Origin of the sequence: Pseudoalteromonas aurantia (genome assembly GCF_005886875.1) — a bacterium.
GTDB classification, from domain to species: Bacteria; Pseudomonadota; Gammaproteobacteria; order Enterobacterales; family Alteromonadaceae; genus Pseudoalteromonas; species Pseudoalteromonas aurantia_A.
Map to the genome: position 1 here is coordinate 62,353 of NZ_PNBY01000028.1, position 18,799 is coordinate 81,151.

Here is an 18,799-nt window from a genome sequence, read left to right on the forward strand (position 1 = left end):
GTAAGTTATCGCACAATGCTGACATATCTCATTATATTGTTATTATGTTATTAAATAACAATATAAGGATTGTACTTTGAAATTACGTACACTATTTACCGCCATGGCCTTGGCTATTGCACCTGCGATCTCTCCTATGGCTGCTGCATACCAAACAGAAGATACGCGACTGTTACGCTTTCCCGATATTCACAAAGACTATGTTACCTTTGTTTATGGTGGAGATATTTATGTCTCTAACAGAAAAACAGGTAAGAGTACGCGCTTAACGGATCATGTCGGTTTTGAAACTTTTCCTAAATTCTCACCAGATGGGTCGAAGATTGCGTTCTCGGCACAGTATAATGGCAGCCGTCAAATTTATGTAATTAACCGTGATGGTTCCGATTTAAAGCAGCTTACCTATTATAACGATGTAGGAAAGATGCCACCTCGTGGTGGATTTGATTATCGAGTATTAGATTGGACACCAGACGGCCAGCATGTCGTTTTTCGTGCAAATCGTACGCCTTATGGTAAGCGGGTTGGTAGACCGTTTATGGTGCCTGTTGCTGGTGGGCTCGAGCAACCACTGAACATCCCAGAAACGGGCGGTGGTATGTTATCACCCGACGGGAAAAAGTATGTTTATACCCCTAAAGACAGAGAGTTTAGGACTTGGAAGCGCTCTCGAGGTGGCCGAGCACAAGATGTTTGGGTATATGATTTAGAGAATAATACTTCAGAACAACTAACAACGAACCGCGCGACGGATCAGCAGCCTACTTGGGTAAACGACAGTATCTACTTTGTATCTGATAGAAACTATACACTCAACCTATACAAACATCGCTCTGGGAAAAAACCAGTTAAGATGACAAACCATCAAGATTTTGATGTACTTTGGCCATCAGCAGGACCAGACGCCATAGTGTATGAAAATGGCGGATATCTATATCGGTTTGATGAAGCGACAAAACGCACTGAAAAGTTAGCGCTAAATGTTGAAGGCAGCCGAGAATACACCATGCCTTACAGTAAAAACGTGAGTGACTTTATTGATTCAATGGATGTGTCGCATGATGGTAAACGCGTACTATTCAGTGCCCGTGGTGAGTTATTTAGTGTACCTGCGAAGCAGGGACCAACGCGCAATTTAAGTCGCACTCCAGCAGGCCGTGAAATCTCAGCAACTTGGTCTGCGAATGGTCGTTATATTGCTTACATGAGTGATGAGAGTGGTGAATATGAGATTTACTTGCGTGATAGAGCCAATAACAATGAAGTGAAGCAACTTACGAGTAACGGGACTATTTGGCGTTTCGATCCTCTTTGGTCGCCAGATAATACGAAGTTATTGTTTGCAGACAAAAATCACACGCTATGGTGGTTAGATGTAGAAACGGGTAAGCAACACAAAATAGATACCGCAAAATATAATGAAGATGGCTTAACACAGTATATTTGGTCACCCAATAGTGAAGATGTGGTGTTTGTTAAAAATAACGAAAACCGCTATGCATCACTTTGGCATTACAATATAAATAGTAAATCGGTTACTCGATTAACCGATGAGATGATGAGCGAAACCAACCCTACATTCTCGCCTGATGGTCAGTACCTTTATTTTACTTCTGAGCGTGATTATAACTTAACGTTCAGCAGTTATGAATTTGACTATATGTTCAATAAAGCAACGCGTATTTATTCGGTTGCTGTAAATGATCAAATAAGCGCATTAAATGCACCACAAAGCGATGAAGCGAGCATACTAAGTGATGCGTCAGAGGCAAGTGATGAAGACAAAGCGGTTGATACCAAACTAGATAGCAGTGGCTTTATGACGCGTGCTGTCGCATTAACTACTCCTGCAGGAAATTATCGCAATCTTACGGGCGTAAAAGGGGGGGTGCTTACGCTCAGTGACGGCCAATTGAAACTTATACCCACTAAATCAAGCGAGAAAGTGGCGACAGTTGCAAAAGGGGTAAGCAGCTATAAAGTGTCGGCCAATATGGCGCACATTATTGTGAAATCGGGCAAAAATTATAGCGTGATAAAGCCCGCTGCCAAGCAGGATTTAAAGTCTACTCAGCTTGACCTGAGTGATATGATGTTGAAAATCGATCCACAAATAGAGTGGGCGCAAATGTATAGAGAAGGGTGGCGCACGTTACGAGATTGGTTCTACGATGAGAATCATCATGGCCAAGATTGGGATGCGATTTTAAAGCGTTATCAGCCTATGGCGGACGCAATCGCGCATCGTACTGATTTAGATTATGTACTGAGTGAGATTGCGGGTGAAATCAATGCGGGTCATATTTATGTTAACTCCGGTGATATGCCAGAGGCAACGCGTTTAAAGCATGGTTTATTAGGTGCACAAATTAGTGCACATGAGTCTGGCTTTGTAAAAATTGAGAATATTTTTAAAGGTGAAAACTGGCATGAGGATTTTCGTTCACCGTTGAATGAAACGGGCGTAAAAGCCAATGTTGGCGACTATATTCTAAGTGTAAATGGCCGTGCGGTTAACACTGTTTTGAATTTTTATGAGTTATTAGAAAATACCCAAGGGGAACAAGTTGAATTGGTTTTGAACCAATCGCCAAGCTTCGAGGAGAGTTGGAAAGTGATTGTTAAACCTGTCGCAAGTGAACAAGGTTTAAGATACCTTGAGTGGACAAACTCTCGCGCAGAATATGTTGATAAATTGTCTGGTGGTCGTGTGGGTTATGTGCATTTACCAAACACCCACTATGCAGGTAACCGCGCATTATTTAAAAACTTTCTACCACAGACAACCAAGGAAGCCATGATCATTGACGATCGGTATAATGGCGGCGGCTTTATTCCTGAACATATGATCACATGGTTAGCACGAAAACCGTTAAATTATTGGAAGCGCCGTGGTGTTGAACCAACTAAGACACCGCAATTTGCCCACGATGGACCTAAGGCGATGTTGATCAATGGTTACTCGAGTTCTGGTGGCGATGCACTCCCTTATTACTTCCGACAAGCGGGACTTGGAAAACTCATAGGTACTCGCACTTGGGGTGGTTTAATTGGTATTTCAGGTAATCCTGGGTTAGTTGATGGTGGTTCTGTGATTGCTGCGACTTTCCGTATTCTAGATAATGAAGGTAATTGGATCATTGAAGATGAAGGCGTAAGCCCTGATATTGAAGTGATTGATCGACCAGAGTTAATTCAAGCGGGTAAAGACCCGTCTGTTGAACGTGCGGTGAAAGAGTTGCTTAATGAGTTAGAAGCTAATCCGAAAAAGCCTTTAACAGTACCTGCTGCTCCCAGTAATTTTGGCCAGTAGAAGCATGTGTTAACTTTTACTTAAATAGACATAACGGCTAAGCACTTTATTAGCCGTTATTGTTTGCTTATTTATACGTGAAAACGATTGGTGTTCATAGGTAAGTAACCTCAGCTCTGGATAAGCGAATTTGCCCAATAAAGCTATTTTTCTCACTCTCGGCGTTGCTTTCATTTGTAATAGCCCGCTATTACTGCATAAAAGCGCCTTGATATTGAGCAAAATATCATCATTGGATTGTACGTAAGTTTGTTTTCAAAACATTTTCTATTCCAAAACCCTTATTCAAACCTGAGGTTAAATATGACGTTAAGTGAGGCACATAGCATGAATTTTGATAGGACGGTGTCCATTTTATCTGGTGAAGATAATGGGGGATAAGAGTGAAACAGTATGGTAACGCGTAAAAAAGTTGTTTTAATAACAGGTGGCAGCCGTGGTATTGGTGCCGCAGCGGTGACATTACTCGCAGAGCGAGACTATGTTGTTGCAATCAATTATAAAGAAAACCATAGTGCGGCTAAAGAGTTGGTAAGGTCTATTAACGCTGCTGGTGGTCAAGCTACTGAGTTTCAAGCTGATATAAGTGATGAGAATCAGGTAGAGGCGCTATTTTCATCAGTGGCATTGAGGTATGGACCAATTACGCATTTGGTCAATAACGTTGGGGTATTGGCCCACCAGCAACGAGTTGAAAGTATGACGGCAGAGCGTATCAATTACATTTTACAACATAACGTTACGCCTTACTTTATTTGTGCCAGAGAAGCCGTTAAGCACTTTAAAAAGCAGGATGATATGTCAAAGTGTGCAATCGTTAATGTGTCGTCTGCGGCGTCGAGGTTGGGTGGGGCTAACGAATATGTTGATTATGCTGCATCAAAGGGGGCTATTGATACATTTACCATAGGTTTGTCATTAGAGCTTGCAGAATATGGTGTGCGAGTTAACTGTGTTAGGCCCGGGTGTATTTATACAGATATACATCGTGACGGAGGAGAAGCGGAGCGTGTCTCTCGGTTAGCGCCTCAATTACCACTGCGTCGTGGCGGCACGGCATCAGAGGTTGCTAATGCCATTGTGTGGTTATTAAGTGATGAGGCTAGCTTCGTCACTGGCAGTTTTATTGATTTGGCTGGTGGGAAGTAGTATTTTAAAGTAATAGCTAGTACCGAAGAACACCCCATTGTTGTCAGATACAAAGTGGGGAATTTCCCCACTTTTAGTGTAATGTATTTTTTGATAAAAATACTCAGATTTATCGCCCGTCTGCGTATCTAAAACAAGTAACTCAATACCTTGTTTGGTAGCCTCTCTCTCTATTGATTGCATGAGGAGTGATGCAATTCCTTGACGTTGATATTGCGGATGAACAAGTAACTTTTCTATTTCAGCACGGTGTGATCCATTCTGCTTTTGACATCGAGTATAGTGAACGCAGCCGACGAGTGTATTATGTATAAAGTACCCAAAGAAAATACGGCTTTTCAGTTGCGTGTTTATCTCTTCCCAGTAAGTAGCGAGCTGCGGTTTATCTACATCAGTTTTAAACCCTAAAGAGGCACCACTTTTAATACACAGAAAGAGTAAATCAGTTAATTGCACTTTGTATTGCGAAAGTGATGTAAGTTGCTTTATATGGCTAGTCATGGTGTTTGAGGGTCTTCAAGTTTTGTTAATTGTGCTTGAATATGTGCGATATGCATTTCTAATTTTTCCTTTGCGTTGTGTAAGCTGGTTACACGTGCTGATGTATTTGCTTGATGTGCTCGAATTGCGCGGTAAATAGCCACTCGTGGTCGCTTGTATTTGTCAGCAGCACTAGAAATAGATAACTGTTTATTTAGCACCTCGCGCAATGCATAACGCATTGCTTCTTTGTCATTGTGTTTATGTTGCACTATGAGCACTCCACTTTTTGACTGGGGTGTGAGCATCATGAATTTGCCAAATACTGATCTCTAAGTGCCATAACAGGTGTAAAGTTTGGTAAAAGTCTGACATAACGTTTGCTTATGTTGTAAATGCGTGCAATTTTTAAAGAAAAAACCATACCAATATTTAAAGTTGATATATTTCAGTTGGTTATGGTTTTATGTATTATCCGACTTGGCTAATTTGCACCATTTATAGGAAAATTTAGTAGCGTTTGCACTGAATTGTTGCAGTGTTTCGTAAAACTGATTTTCGAGTGAGGTACTTTGTTATATTTAATCTAAGAAAGGTTAGGGGTTTAAATTAAAAAGCTTATATAACATTGGCTTACTTTTTTTATGTCTGTTTTAAACCGTGACTTATTGAGCGCTGATTATTCTATTTATTTTCTAACCTGATAGAAAATAGTTTTTACATAAGATATGCCCTGACTTGTTTAGCTAAAGTAGTCGCAAGTTTAAAGGAGACATAAATATGAAACTATATACATCAGCATTGTTATTAGTGAGTAGCTACTCGGTTGTGGCGAGTGTGCAGGGTACAGTAACGCCCATCGAACCAGTTTTAGTCGCCATGTACAATCAAGACATAGACCAGCAATTTTATATGGGGAAATACGAAGTTACCGTAGCTGAATTTCAACGTTTTGTGCAAGCGACGGGGTACACAATACCTAATAAATGTATGGTATTCACTAAAAGCCAATGGCCTTCTCCAGATAAGCCTGGTAGTTGGGATAGCCCCGAGTTAGTTAACGAACCATTCAGACCTGTGGTGTGCGTTGGTGTGCAAGGAGCAATGGATTATGCGCAGTGGCTAACAAAAGAAACGGGAAAGTCATATCGCCTGCCGACGATAGAAGAATATGAATTTGCCGCTCTAGCAGGCCAAAAAAGCCGATTTGCATTTGGAGAAGATTATGAGCATAGCGACGTATGTGAATATGAAAATGTTGAAGATAGCGCTAACATTGCAGCTTTGAAATTACATCATGGTGTTGAATATACCCGTAGTGTGGATTGCAATGATGGTGCAATATACCACACAGTGGTTGGTATGTATCGACCTAACCGTTTTGGTTTACATGATATGTTGGGTAATGTAAGAGAGTTAACTCAAACCTGCATAGAATATAAAAATGGCGACAATAAACACTGTTCTCGATATGCAATAGGAGGCTCAGCTTGGCATTGGCAACCACGTGATATAGTCAAAGAACGTTGGACTGCTGCTGACTTTATTGGCAGCATTGAAGGTTTTCGTCTGGTATTGGATGCTAAGGAGCTTGCTATTGATCACTCCGAGCAGTTTAAAGCCGCTTTATTAGTCGCTCAAAAGCGCGAAAGGGTTGAACATAACAAGCTAAAATCTCTACCAACTGCACCTAAAGGTCTTGTTACTAAAGAGCTAGTTGAACATCAAGTGCAACTTGGTTGGGATGTGGCTCATGGAGAAGGTATAACGTATGCATTGTATCGCAGTGTTTTAGACAGCAAAGGTAAGGGCACCCGACAGTGGCAGCTTGTAAAAGACGGTCTGAGTGCACCGAACTACCGTGATTCAAACCCATCTTCTAATTTTATAAGCTATAAAGTACATGCAGTTAAAGATGGAATGCAAAGTAAAGCCAGTAACATTGCTTATACAGGTCAATACCCTAAATTAGCAATAGGTCAAAAAGTTGAGGCCGAACATTATTTTTCACAACGACATAGTATGTTGAGTAAAAAGGATGAGTTACAAGTCGTTGGTTTGTCTACAAATGCAGATCATCATACACCGGATGGATATATCCCATTTAAACCAGCATGGCTAAAGTTTGATTTGAGCAGTGAGACCTCCAGCGTAGTTACTGTAAATGTACGTATGCGAGGAGCAAAGGATACGTTGCTAGAGTTTTGGCAAGGGCATCACCTTGTGGCTCGGTTTAACGGTCACGGTGGTAAAGAATTTAAAGAAGTTAGCGTACCCGGCTCGGTAATAACAGGAGCAGATCAGTTAGAGATCCGCTCGGTAGGTAATAGCGGGGCGTTAATTGATTGGTTTGAACTTATACCAAATCACATCGATGATTAATTTTCTAATGCAATGGCTGAGGTAACACCATGTTGCTCAAGCCATTGCTGAGAACCGTTGGTTTGTAAAAATGCCAAGTATTCTCTTTTTATTTCAGGTGTTGAGTATGCTAATTGGTATAGCGCCAGTGCTGAATTGAGTGATGCCGGTTTATTGTGTGTTAAGCGAGCTTTATTAAATGCTTCTTTGAGCAAGGGGCGAGCGTCATCAATTAAATCTTGAGCTAATAATACTCGGGCTTTCAATAGTAATTGAGCGGGTTGTTTTATAGCGCCATCAAATAAGGCATGTGCTGATTCAAAATCCCTTACCTCTATATAATATGTCACTAACATTTCAAGGGCATGGTCAAGTACCCAATAGTTACTCGCGGTTCTAGGAATGTTTAAAATGCGTTTTAAATAGGGTAAAGCAAGTGCATTGTCTTCTGTAAATAACGCAAAGTGAAAATACACAATCGCTTTATTGGAATCACTTAAATTATGCTCAATTAGTAAAGCTTGGGCTTTATTTAGCTGAGCATATTGTTTAACCGTATTGTCGACTTTTTTTGCCAGTATTGAATACAGCATATGGAATTCAAATTGTGCTAGGGGTTCTTGTTGCTGTTTAGTGAGAGTGATAGCCTCTTCTAAAACACGAAACATCGCAGCTATATTCCCTTGTTCGTAATGCAACCATGCACTGGTGTTAATATAGTCATGTTGTAAAGGCCACAGTGATGTTTGCTTGAGCTCTTTACTCATCAGAGTTAGTCGGTGAGCGCTTTGTTGGTGTTGCTTGCGCATTTTATAGATCATGCCTATTAACCATTGAGCTTGTGCTCGATAGGCTTTTTGTGCATATCCCTCATTATCGAGTAGCTTGTCTAGATGAACCATAGCAATATCGGGCTGTTTAGCATGAATCAAATGCTTGGCTAGTAATAGCGTCACCTCTTCATTACTTGGTGCGGATGTATGCATTGTTTGTAGCTCGGCTAAACGAATTGGTTTACTGGTAGAAAAGAACTTTAAATCGTGCAGTCGGTTCAGTTGTTCCCGTAATGCCAGCATGGCTGTTTCTGCCGTTTCTCCAAAGGTGTAACCTTGCCAATGCCGGGCGTTTTTGGATAAACCATAATGTAAAAACACGCCTTGCTCTGAAGGGTATATATCCCCCCAAATAAGCCAACTTTGCTGAGGTAGTTGGGCACTTTTCCATGCTTGTTGTGGTGATAAAAAATGTTGCTGATTTGATTCGGGAACGACGACGGTTTTAACTGAAAATAGAGCGTGATTTGAAAGAGCATTGATATCTGATGGTTGTAACTTGCTCCGAGAGTCACTAACGTGATCGTTGACGGCTAAGTGCAAAGAGATTTGTGGCGAAGGTGTTTGCCACTGGGACGCTAATAATAAAATAAGTAAAATGAAAACACTGCTTATTGCGGTGTATAAAACATAAGGAGACTTTTTATTTTTTGCGATGTTTTGGGGAGGGAGAAGCGGATCGTTGACCTCACCCTTGGTTACAGGATACTGCCATTTATAGCCTTTCTTGGAGTAGGTTTTGATGGACTGTTCACCAAATATAGCCCGCAATTGACTTATCGTTTGAAAGACAACTTGTTCAGAGACCACTTTGTTTTGCCAAACAACGTCCAAAATGTCATCTTTACTGTGAATATCGTTAGGGTTTAGCAGGAAATACTCAAGTAGTAACGTTTGATTTCGCTTTAAAACAATCAGTTCGTCACGTTTATACAGCACCCGTTTATGACATGAATACTGGTATTGAGAAAACAGTAACTCCATAACTCTTATCTATTTTTATTATTTTAGTGCATATTATTACATAGCCTTATTAGAGATGGCAGTGATATTCACCGCATCACAATATGGTGACCTTGTACAACGCTTAAGCAACAACTCGCTTTAACTACTATCAATGGGCAAAAGGAGTGGTAAATAAAGGGGAATGAATTGGTAAGGTGTGCTAATTGTGTTTAATTGGAGGAGCTTAGTATTGATTTTACGATTGCTTTTCAACCTATCGTTCATGTGCAATCAAAACGCATATTTGGCTATGAAGCGTTAGCGCGGGGACTCAACAATGAACCAGCGTATTCAGTACTGTCGCAAGTAAATGATAAAAACTGTTATGCTTTGACCCAATGTGCTGTGTGAAAGCCATTGAACTAGCAGCAAAGTTAGATTTGTCGTCTTATCTTAGTACTAACTTTTTGCCTAATGCGATGTATCAGCCCCAGCGTTGTATTCGAACTACTTTAGCAGCTGCTGAAAAGCACGGCTTGCCGGTCGTAAGGATCATGTTTGAATTGACCCAAATAGAGAAAATATCTGATAGTGAGCACATAAAGCGTTTTGTTGATTATTACCGTACTCAGGGCTTTAAAACCGCAACGGGTGATTTTGGTTCAGGTTATTCCGGGTTAAATTCATTAGCTGACTTTCAAACCGATATTATTAAATTTGAAATGGGGTTGGTTCGAGATATTCATATAAACAAAGGACGGCAAGTTATTTTACGACATTGCATTAGCTTGTGTCATAAATTACAGAGCACAACTTTGGCTGAGGGCGTTGAAACATCAGAGAGTTTGAGTGGTTACAAAGTGAAGGCATGGATTTAATTCAAGGCTACTTTATGCCAAACCGGGCTTTGAGTGTTTGCCAAGTGTTGACTTTTCAAAGTTATAAAGCTGTAGACACAGTAGAGCGATATTTATAAAGTCGAGTGTAACTACAGTAGTCGAGGCTTTTAAAATCCATAGAATTTAGAGGTACAAAATGTTGAAGGCAATTTTTAGTATATTATTATTTTTGATAACTGGGCCATTGCTTCTCGCATTGTTTATTAAAAACTCATATCACGTAGAGCGAAGTGTAGTGATCGAACAACCGATAGAAGTGGTATTTGATTATATCAAATACCTTAAAAACCAAGATCATTATAGTCGTTGGGCCAATATTGACCCTAATATGGTAAAAGCTTACAGAGGTACTGATGCGCACGTTGGGTTTGTATCGGCATGGAGTAGCGAGCATCCTGATGTGGGGGTTGGAGAACAAGAAATTATTGGCATAAAGCCGCTGGAACGAATTGACTATGAGCTGCGGTTTATTGCGCCTTTTCAGGCGACAGAGCCTGCTTATATGCTTACTAAATCTATTGGTGATACCACACAGGTTACTTGGGGGTTTCAAGGGCACATGAATTATCCAATGAATTTAACGTTTTTATTTATCAATTTTGAAAAACAGATTGGCGGTGACTTACAAGCAGGGCTCAATAAATTAAAGGAGATCCTTGAATAAGGAGTTGTATAGAGAGCCATAGACTCTCCACATATGGCTTGTTATAAAGTTGTTTTATTAAGCGTTGAGTTGGTTTTACAGTTTCCCAACTTACAAAAAAATGCTCATGACCGAATGTGTCAGGTGTCATGTCATATATTGACCCAGATTCTACTCGATAATTTTGTCCATTAAAGCTGAATGAATCACCTTAATTGTAAATGGTTGGGTAGCTTTACCATTGAGCGCTTCATGCATCACATTTTGGTGGTGCTTCGACTATCGCATTTTATAGGTTGTAGTCAGGATCTTTATTATCTTGATGCAACTCTCAAATACAAACGCTTGGGTCGTGATTGTCTTTAATAAATTACGATTGCTTGTTAATGAGCTCAGGGGTTTCCCAGTACCAATGGGTGGTATCGGCAATAGCATGACCTGAGTTGAACTCGAAGCCTCGGTCTTTGACTAATTTTTCTATGATATGATCTGTGGTCACTATGCTGACTTGCTCACTTTGGCCATCTACAAATCCTTTGTGATAGAACGGCAGGCCTAATAGGGTTTTCTCTTTTGGGTATTTTTGCATCATACTATTGCTACCTAGAGTATCTGACGCTAAGCCCATCTGTGTATAGAGCCACGCACTGTGGTGATCGATAAACGATCTAGGCCATTGCCCTGTAAAGTTATATGCCATAAAACGAATGTAGTCAGCATATATGTCTAGGTCTTGGTGGTAATTTGGGCCATTCCAAAACCCAGCTTCAACTTCTGTACCTAAGTCTATTTCTTGGGGTAATAATTCATGCAGCCGCTTTAAAAGATAGAGGTGATTACCGCTTTTAATTGGGTTAGGTTGCTCATTCGTCGAAAAATGTTCCCAATCTATGTCTATGCCGTCTAATCGATGTTGTATCGCATAATCAGCGATGTTTTTTGCTAACGCATTAAGATCTGCTTTAGTCAGGTTTAAAAAGTTGACGCCCGCGCCTCCAATGGACAAAATGATACCGATGTTATTACTTCGACCAAATTGCAGTGCATCATTGATATGTGTGTCAACTAAATGGGTATCAAGTCCGCCACCTTCATTTGGAAAGGCAAAGGCAAGTATGGTGTGGGTGAGGGCATCGCTATTGAGCTCTTCTATCGCTAATACCCCGCCGAGTGGATATTGCCAATTCGCATAGGCACCTTCGACGCAGTGATATTGTGTATCGTGAGCTCACTCTAGTGATAGTAATGCTGTGGTTTTTTGTGAACAGTTTTGAAATTCTGGCTGAGCATATGTGCTCAAGAGAAAGTGCTGGGAACAAAAAAGCCGCAATCACTGCGGCTTTTAGGGAAGTCTGACTGTGTGGTTAATAATTAAACTACACCACGTGGCAAACGACAATCATGGTCTTTGCGTGCCAGTTCTACAATCCATAGTTCTTCAGCGGTGTAACCCTCTTCGTTTTCTTTGACAACGATAAAAGGTGCTTTTTTAGCAGCAACAGGGGCTACAGCTTTCTTTGTTTTTGCTTTTTTAGCAGGCGCTGCTGCTTCGCTAGGTGTCGCTGAACCTGAAGTAAGTTCTTCAGTTAATGCTGCAACATCTGCAAGGCGCATGTTCTTGCCACCATCAATGCTGTACCAGCCTGGTTTAGTGGCAATTTCTGGCTTTTTACCGTGGGCAGCTTCATAAGCGGCTTCAAAAGCGCTTAATACTTCAGTTTTATCTAGTTTACTCATCGTAGATCCTAGTCGTGTTATACGCGGATATGCGGGATTAAGATTTAAAGAGTAGTTATACCCATATTTGGGCAATTTTTCAATTTTTTACGTTTTTTGCTTCCAATTTGCTCGTATTGCCGCCAAAATTTGCGATTATTTACTACAAAACAATGGTTACGTCATGAAGCGTTCAGAATTCATCCATATTTTATCTCAACTACTCCAACCGAGTGCAATTAAAGATTTTGCACCAAACGGTTTACAAGTTGAGGGAGCAGAAACGGTTCATAAAATAGTCACTGGTGTGACGGCAAGCCAAGCATTAATTGATGCTGCTATTAAACTAGGCGCAGATACGATATTGGTGCACCATGGTTACTTTTGGAAAGGTGAATCACCTACCATCACGGGTATGAAAAAGCGCCGTATCACCAGCTTGTTGACAAATGATATTAATTTGTTTGGTTATCATCTACCGCTTGATATTCACCCTGAACTTGGCAATAACGCACAACTGGCCAAATTACTTGATATGCGTCCTGAAGGCGGGTTAGAAAGCGGTGCAAATAGTGTCGCTGTAAAGGGGAGGTTACATACGCCTTTAACCGCGGATGAGTTTGCCCAAAAAATAGCTCAAGTGTTAGAACGTAAACCCCTTGTGTGTGCCCCTAGAGGCAAAAAAATTGAAACGATTGCTTGGTGTACTGGCGGTGGTCAAGGTTATATTGATCTGGCTGCAGAGCAAGGCATTGATGCCTATTTAACAGGCGAAGCATCAGAGCAAACAATTCATAGTGCACGTGAGCAAGGGATCGATTTTTTTGCTGCAGGTCATCATGCAACTGAGCGCTATGGTATTAAAGCCTTGGGGGAGTTCTTAGCTGGTGAGTATGGTTTTGATGTGACATTTATTGATATAGATAACCCCGTATAATGGGGCATCTATATCCATTGTTAACTTATTTATAAGGCTTCAGGGTCTATTGTGCGTAGCAACGAGATCCAAGCTTTTCCGACCCATTCATGACAGTGAGAGGTGACGGCCTTTAATATGCTCGCTTGTGCGATAAATTGCCTTGATTGAGGTTGACTACTTAGCGAATAAAATTGAATTGGGGCAGCGATCACTTCTACGCCTTGTGCTTTAAATAAATCAGTCGCTCGTGACATATGACTGGCTGAGGTGACTAACGCAACCTGCCTATCGACTAAGTGAGGAGCTAAAAGTCTTGCTTCATCTTTTGTATCTAGTGCCCTTGGGTTTTGTTTAACGCGATGCGCCGGAATGCCAAGTGCCTGAGCTGTTTTTGCCATAAGAGCTGCATTAGAGGTTTTACTGTGTCCACCACCAGATACAATTAAATCAGCGCGAGGGTAGTGGTGTGCCAACCTTAAACCTTCCACTAGTCGAGAGAGTGCACATCCCCCTAACTGCCCATTACTAGGAAGCTGTGAGTTTGGGTAAACATCGCACCCCAATACGACTATTTTGTCTAGGTGTGTATGCTGAGTGACATTAAATGGTTTTAATACTCGTTCTTGAGGCGTAATGATTCGGTTTGCAACGTAGGGTGTACTGATAGCCCATAAGAAAAGGACTAATAGCCAAGTTATGATAAATGATTTGGTGTTTGTTTTACTGACAAAGAGTAAACAAAATGCGATGAAAAGAAGTGACAGTGGCAATGGCATCAGTACCGAGCCAATAATTTTTTTTATTTCAAACATGTAAGAACCCAACCTTGGATGTTGGGTTACAGTGTATTAGAGACTTAAGACTATGAACAGGTTAACGTCCATTGTTTATTTTACATGTGTTTAAAAAGTGACGATAAACAGGGTTATCTTTCATATTCTTTTTCATTGCTAAATACATCGGACGACTTAAGCCTAGCGCACCTAATGGAATAGACTTTATTAAGCCTTGGCTCTCATAGGGAGTGACTAACCAATCAGGTAATGCAGCGACTCCCATACCTGCACTCACTAATTGAAAAATGAGTAAACCTTGGTCAACTGTTTTTAAGGTGCCATCAAAACGGGCATTTTGTATAAAATGCTTAAATATATCTTGGCGCTCTTTTGGGATCGGGTAAGAGATGATGGTTTCATCTTTTAGATCGAGTGCTGTGACATAGGCCTTTTTGGCAAGTTCATGATCCGGTGCAACAATGAGCTTGAGCTTGAAGTCAAATAAATGTGCGTATTCTAGTTTATCAGGTTCACGAATATCAGACGTTAACACCAGATCTAATTCATCTTCCATAAGATCTGGAATCGCATCGTAGCTAAACCCTCTTTCATAATCGACTTTAATGTCTGGCCAAAAATTGTTGAACTCTTTTATAGTGGGTAGCAGCCAATGGAAACATGCATGGCACTCTACGCTAAGACGTAATTGTGAAATAGGCTGGTTTAAACTTTCTTTTAGGCGACACTTGGTTGCTTCAACCCGAGGTAATATGTCGCTTGCGAGTTCTAATAATAACATGCCTTGGGGCGTAAATCGGACAGGTTGTGTTTTACGTTCGAATAACTGGCAGTCTAGCTTGTTTTCGAGATCTTTAATTTGATGTGATAACGCAGACTGTGTCAAAAATAACTCACGCGCGGTGTTAACTAATGAGCCTGTTTCTTTCAGAGTAGAGATGGTTTTTAAGTGTTTTATGTCTATCATCTTCAATAAATCTCATTTATCTAGTGAGTAAAACTCAAATTACTACCTAGCAGCATGGTAAATATCGCCATAATAGAGGTTGGCCGTCTATAAAACCAGCATGCATTGATTAGTTTATAACAAAATCACTATAGCACCAATTTTGACAGCGTTGTCATTTTTATTTTAACTTTTTTACAAAAATTACAAATTAATTTTGTTCATGTTATCTCTGAGGAAGCATCAATTGCATTCCATTCAATCGCAAACTGAATTTTTAGACGTCTAAATATTCAATTTTAATTAAAAGCGCATGGCAAAAATACGTAACCTCGGTTTCCCTCGAGTTGGCAAAAAGCGTGAGTTAAAGTGCGCATTATTCCGTATTGGTCGTGGTCGAGCGCCAACGGGGTGCGTATGTGCGGCCAGTGAAATGACAAAATGGTTTAATAGTAGTTATCATTATTTGTTACAGAGTTAGAGTCGACGCAATCATTTTAACTGAGCTAGCATGCAGGCATTGATATCATCCAAATTGATGAAACCGTGTTTTATGAGGGGGGTCATTAAAGGTAAGCCAATGGCAATCATACCTAGAGTGGGCGACATACGCATTGAGAGTATCAGCAAACAGTGTGTTAGATTCAACGCTAATTCATACCCAAATGTGCTATGTGGAGTTTAACGATATTATCAGTGCCATTGCCGATATGTAAGCAGATGTTATTACAATTGAAATATATCGCTCTAATATGGCGCTACTGGAAGCCTTTGAAGAGTGTGCTTACCCAAATTAGAGTGGATCTGGGGTGTACGACATTCCCCGCCCCAATTGACCTGAGATTGAGAGGATGAAAGCGTTAGTTCATAAAGCAGGTAAAAAGGCGCCTGTGGAGTGTTTATGGGTTAACCCAGACTGTGGGCCTAAAACAAGAGGTTGAGAAGAGGCACGCGAAGCACTAAATAATATGGTCGGAGCAGCGAAAGAACTTAGAGTGGAGCTAGGTTAAATGAAGTGAGCGTGTTCGAGTATCAAAATGCTGTTTATAGGCATTTTGATACTCAATACAGATATAAAGCCCGAAGTTATTAAATAACCTCAGCACTGGATAAGCGAATTTGCCCAATAAAGCTATTTTTCTCACTCTCGGCGTTGCTTTGATATTGCGCAAAATATCATCATTGGATTGTACGTAAGTGTGTTTTCAAAACATTTTTTTTCCAAAACCCTTATCCAAACCTGAGGTTAAATAGACAGTGCCACGTCAGTATGCTTTATCAATAATGCCATGGCTTGAGCAGCCGGTAGCGGTTTAGAGACTAAGTAACCCTGGCCAAGTTGGCAGCCTTTTCTTTTTAACAGAGCCCATTGCTTTGGATTTTCAATACCTTCAGCAACGACATTGAGTTTGAGCGATTGTGCCAGAGATAATATGGCATCAACCAAGGGGTTTTCTTTGTGCGTTAGTTGGTCAATAAAGCTTTTATCAATTTTTAAGGTGTGTATAGGGAGTTGATGAAGATACCCCAATGCGGAGTAACCGGTCCCAAAATCGTCTAGATACAGTTTCACCCCAAGCGGTGCTAATCCGTGAATAATGCGTGTGGCTAGCGTGAGGTTTTCAATTAATCCCGACTCTGTGATTTCAAGGCAGAGGGTACCGTTTGGTAATTGATATTTTATGTATAGTGAGCGCATATACTCAACAAAATCCAAACTGGCGAAATGTCGAGAAGAAACATTCACGGTTATTCTCACTGTTGGGTTTCCATCACGACGCCAACGTTGTAATTGTGCGGCGGCTAAGTCAAGCAAGTATAAGTCCAGTTCAATAATTTGCCCTGTATGCTCTGCAATAGGAATAAAGTCATCAGGGGGAACAAGACCAGCGCTGGGGTGGTGCCAGCGTACCAATGATTCGAAACTGACTATGTGAGGTTGGTTCAGAGTGAAAATGGGTTGAAAATAGAGTTCAAACTCATGGTTTTTGATACCACTTTGTAGATCATTCTCTATGTCCGCTTGGCGTTTTAGCTTTTTACGCATGGCATTATTAAAGTAACAAACGCGGCCCCTTCCAGATGACTTTGCTTCATACATGGCTGCATCCGCTTGTTGCAACAGAGTAATTGCATTGTCGGTTGCATCACTGGTGAATGCGGCGCCAATACTGCCTGATGCTTGTAATATATGTCCGTCTATCTGTAGAGGCTTGGCAATGGCATTGTTGATACGCTCAAGGGCAATATCAACTTGTTGCTTATCGTGAACATTTTCCATAAAAATCGCAAATTCATCCCCACCCAGTCGGGCAAAGGTGTCGGTGCGTCGAATGCTACCTTTGATAACATTAACGATTGCGACAAGAAAGTGGTCACCTACATCATGCCCTAGTGCATCATTAATACTTTTAAAGCGATCGAGGTCTAAATAGAGTAAACAATGTAGTTTCTTTTGTGGTGCCCGATCATGAGATAAAATGGCATGTTTAACTCGCTCTAGTAGAAGGTAGCGATTAGCTAATCCGGTAAGCTCGTCATGAAGTGCCCTATGCTCTAGAGCTTGGCGTGATAATTGACGGTCAATGGCCATACTTACTTGTCTGCTAATGTAAGTTAAAATTGCTAAATGATGGCGGTTAAATGCCTTGTTATCATGATAGCTTTGCATCACAATCACACCTTGGTATTGCTCATTTACGGTAAAAGGCACGCCTAACCATGATGTTGGAGAGCGGCCTACCATTTTAAAATGTCCTTGTGCAATATGCTTATCAAAGTCGATATGATTACATAACAAGGGCTTGGAATTACTGATAATATAGTAAGAAGCGGTTTCTTTTAATTGCGCTTTAACAATCTTTTGTGATGCATTACACCTTACTTCATTTTCCACTAGGTAATTTATTTCTAATAAATCAGCGTGTTTGTCATATAACCCAATGAAAAAGTTTTCTGCTGGTAATTGACTGTTTATGATGGCGTAAATGTCATCATAGAAAGCATCTAATTCTTGCGATTTATAAGCAATATTAGCAATTTTAAGCAGCGACTTTTCTAATTGTTGCGCTTGATTAAGCTGATCAACTGTCTGTGTTAAATGGTTTAGCGTTCTTACCTGATTAATTTTAGCACTAAGTAAATGTGCGACAGTTGAGAGGATCTGTAAGTGCCCATTAGTAAAGTAGTTTGGCTCAGGGTGTTCGCAATCAATTACTCCGAGAAGTTGTTCTTCATATACTAAAGGAACACATAATTCAGACAAAGCAGGGCGAGAGTCTGCGATATACCTGGGTTCACTCGAAACATCAGCAGATACAAAAGCGGTTTGGGTGCGTGCCACATACCCTGTGATCCCTTGGGCAATGGGAATGCGAGTTTGAATAATTTGGTAGTTGGCATTTTGGCTGGATAATCCCATGCTGGCTACTTCTTCTAAATACTCATGGTGTTCATCAGCGAGGTAAATTACACAGTCAACAAAACCCAGTCGGCTAACTACCTGAGAGGTCACATAATCAAACAGTTCATCTAACTGAGTAATTTGCAGTAAAGATGACGAAAATTGGTTGATGATGCTGAGCTGTTCGGTCTTTGATTCTAATTTTTTTTGTGAAAGCATGCTCATCACTCATATTTGAGAGTGTGCATAACTTAACGTAATTAAGAATGAAACAACATATTTTTTAAAGAAAAAACGTTTGAGGGTGTAAAACAATGCAAACAGTTTGTCATCTTTACACAAACACCGTGCGAAATACTTTACTAACGGCCTTTAACTGCCTATGATCGGGCAAATTC

14 protein-coding genes and 2 pseudogenes are annotated in these 18,799 nt (G+C 40.6%); 8 read left to right on the top strand and 8 right to left on the bottom strand.

Translation table 11 applies throughout. The features are described 5' to 3' along the window. Positions 1-103 precede the first annotated feature (103 nt). Positions 104-3,313: a S41 family peptidase gene (locus tag CWC18_RS06385; protein WP_138674964.1), complete on the top strand. Its 3,210-nt coding sequence runs from the start codon at positions 104-106 to the stop codon at positions 3,311-3,313. A 393-nt stretch (positions 3,314-3,706) separates the two neighbouring features. Then, positions 3,707-4,462 carry an SDR family oxidoreductase gene (locus tag CWC18_RS06390; RefSeq protein WP_138674933.1) on the top strand — a complete coding sequence of 252 codons (756 nt, stop codon included), beginning with the start codon at positions 3,707-3,709 and terminating at the stop codon, positions 4,460-4,462. Here CWC18_RS06390 and CWC18_RS06395 read toward each other — a convergent pair. Then, entirely contained in the window at positions 4,403-4,963 is a 561-nt protein-coding gene (locus tag CWC18_RS06395; RefSeq protein ID WP_138674934.1) for a GNAT family N-acetyltransferase, read from the bottom strand. The genes CWC18_RS06390 and CWC18_RS06395 overlap by 60 nt on opposite strands. Then, positions 4,960-5,214, bottom strand: a complete 255-nt coding sequence (locus CWC18_RS06400) for a helix-turn-helix domain-containing protein (protein WP_138674935.1) — start codon at positions 5,212-5,214, stop codon at positions 4,960-4,962. The genes CWC18_RS06395 and CWC18_RS06400 overlap by 4 nt, the downstream gene beginning before the upstream one ends. Before the next feature lie 508 nt (positions 5,215-5,722). Between CWC18_RS06400 and CWC18_RS06405 the strand changes: the two genes are divergently transcribed. Beyond that, a complete protein-coding gene (locus tag CWC18_RS06405; protein WP_138674936.1) occupies positions 5,723-7,324 on the top strand; it encodes a formylglycine-generating enzyme family protein in 1,602 nt (533 codons plus the stop codon). Here CWC18_RS06405 and CWC18_RS06410 read toward each other — a convergent pair. Beyond that, positions 7,321-9,120 carry a winged helix-turn-helix domain-containing protein gene (locus tag CWC18_RS06410; RefSeq protein WP_138674937.1) on the bottom strand — a complete coding sequence of 600 codons (1,800 nt, stop codon included), beginning with the start codon at positions 9,118-9,120 and terminating at the stop codon, positions 7,321-7,323. The genes CWC18_RS06405 and CWC18_RS06410 overlap by 4 nt on opposite strands. 195 nt (positions 9,121-9,315) lie before the next feature. On the opposite strand from CWC18_RS06410, the pseudogene CWC18_RS06415 reads away from it, so the two are divergent. Both CWC18_RS06415 and CWC18_RS06420 read left to right on the top strand, forming a co-directional pair. Then, positions 9,316-10,026, top strand: a pseudogene (locus tag CWC18_RS06415) (EAL domain-containing protein). A 90-nt stretch (positions 10,027-10,116) separates the two neighbouring features. Then, the gene (locus CWC18_RS06420) at positions 10,117-10,644 is read left to right on the top strand and encodes an SRPBCC family protein (RefSeq protein WP_138674938.1); all 528 of its coding nucleotides are present in this window, start codon (positions 10,117-10,119) and stop codon (positions 10,642-10,644) included. Between the two features lie 349 nt (positions 10,645-10,993). Here the strand turns inward: CWC18_RS06420 and CWC18_RS06425 are convergent, their stop codons facing one another. Both CWC18_RS06425 and CWC18_RS06430 read right to left on the bottom strand, forming a co-directional pair. Continuing rightward, complete coding sequence (locus tag CWC18_RS06425; protein WP_138674939.1) at positions 10,994-11,776, bottom strand: glycoside hydrolase family 18 protein; 783 nt, start codon at positions 11,774-11,776, stop codon at positions 10,994-10,996. A gap of 218 nt (positions 11,777-11,994) precedes the next feature. After that, the gene (locus tag CWC18_RS06430; protein ID WP_138674940.1) at positions 11,995-12,360 is read right to left on the bottom strand and encodes a hypothetical protein; all 366 of its coding nucleotides are present in this window, start codon (positions 12,358-12,360) and stop codon (positions 11,995-11,997) included. A 163-nt stretch (positions 12,361-12,523) separates the two neighbouring features. Between CWC18_RS06430 and CWC18_RS06435 the strand changes: the two genes are divergently transcribed. Next, a complete protein-coding gene (locus CWC18_RS06435; protein WP_138674941.1) occupies positions 12,524-13,276 on the top strand; it encodes a Nif3-like dinuclear metal center hexameric protein in 753 nt (250 codons plus the stop codon). Positions 13,277-13,305: 29 nt separating this feature from the next. On the opposite strand, the gene CWC18_RS06440 is transcribed toward CWC18_RS06435, so the two are convergent. Continuing rightward, on the bottom strand, positions 13,306-14,070 hold the full coding sequence (locus tag CWC18_RS06440; protein WP_138589596.1) for a YdcF family protein: 765 nt from the start codon (positions 14,068-14,070) through the stop codon (positions 13,306-13,308). A gap of 61 nt (positions 14,071-14,131) precedes the next feature. After that, positions 14,132-15,019: a LysR family transcriptional regulator gene (locus tag CWC18_RS06445; protein ID WP_138589597.1), complete on the bottom strand. Its 888-nt coding sequence runs from the start codon at positions 15,017-15,019 to the stop codon at positions 14,132-14,134. Between the two features lie 292 nt (positions 15,020-15,311). Between CWC18_RS06445 and CWC18_RS06450 the strand changes: the two genes are divergently transcribed. Both CWC18_RS06450 and CWC18_RS06455 read left to right on the top strand, forming a co-directional pair. Beyond that, positions 15,312-15,479 carry a hypothetical protein gene (locus tag CWC18_RS06450; protein ID WP_138674942.1) on the top strand — a complete coding sequence of 56 codons (168 nt, stop codon included), beginning with the start codon at positions 15,312-15,314 and terminating at the stop codon, positions 15,477-15,479. A 29-nt stretch (positions 15,480-15,508) separates the two neighbouring features. After that, positions 15,509-16,008, top strand: a pseudogene (locus tag CWC18_RS06455) (5-methyltetrahydropteroyltriglutamate--homocysteine S-methyltransferase); the annotation flags it as partial. Between the two features lie 236 nt (positions 16,009-16,244). On the opposite strand, the gene CWC18_RS06460 reads toward CWC18_RS06455, so the two are convergent. Further along, positions 16,245-18,620, bottom strand: a complete 2,376-nt coding sequence (locus CWC18_RS06460; protein ID WP_138674943.1) for a bifunctional diguanylate cyclase/phosphodiesterase — start codon at positions 18,618-18,620, stop codon at positions 16,245-16,247. Positions 18,621-18,799 lie beyond the last annotated feature (179 nt).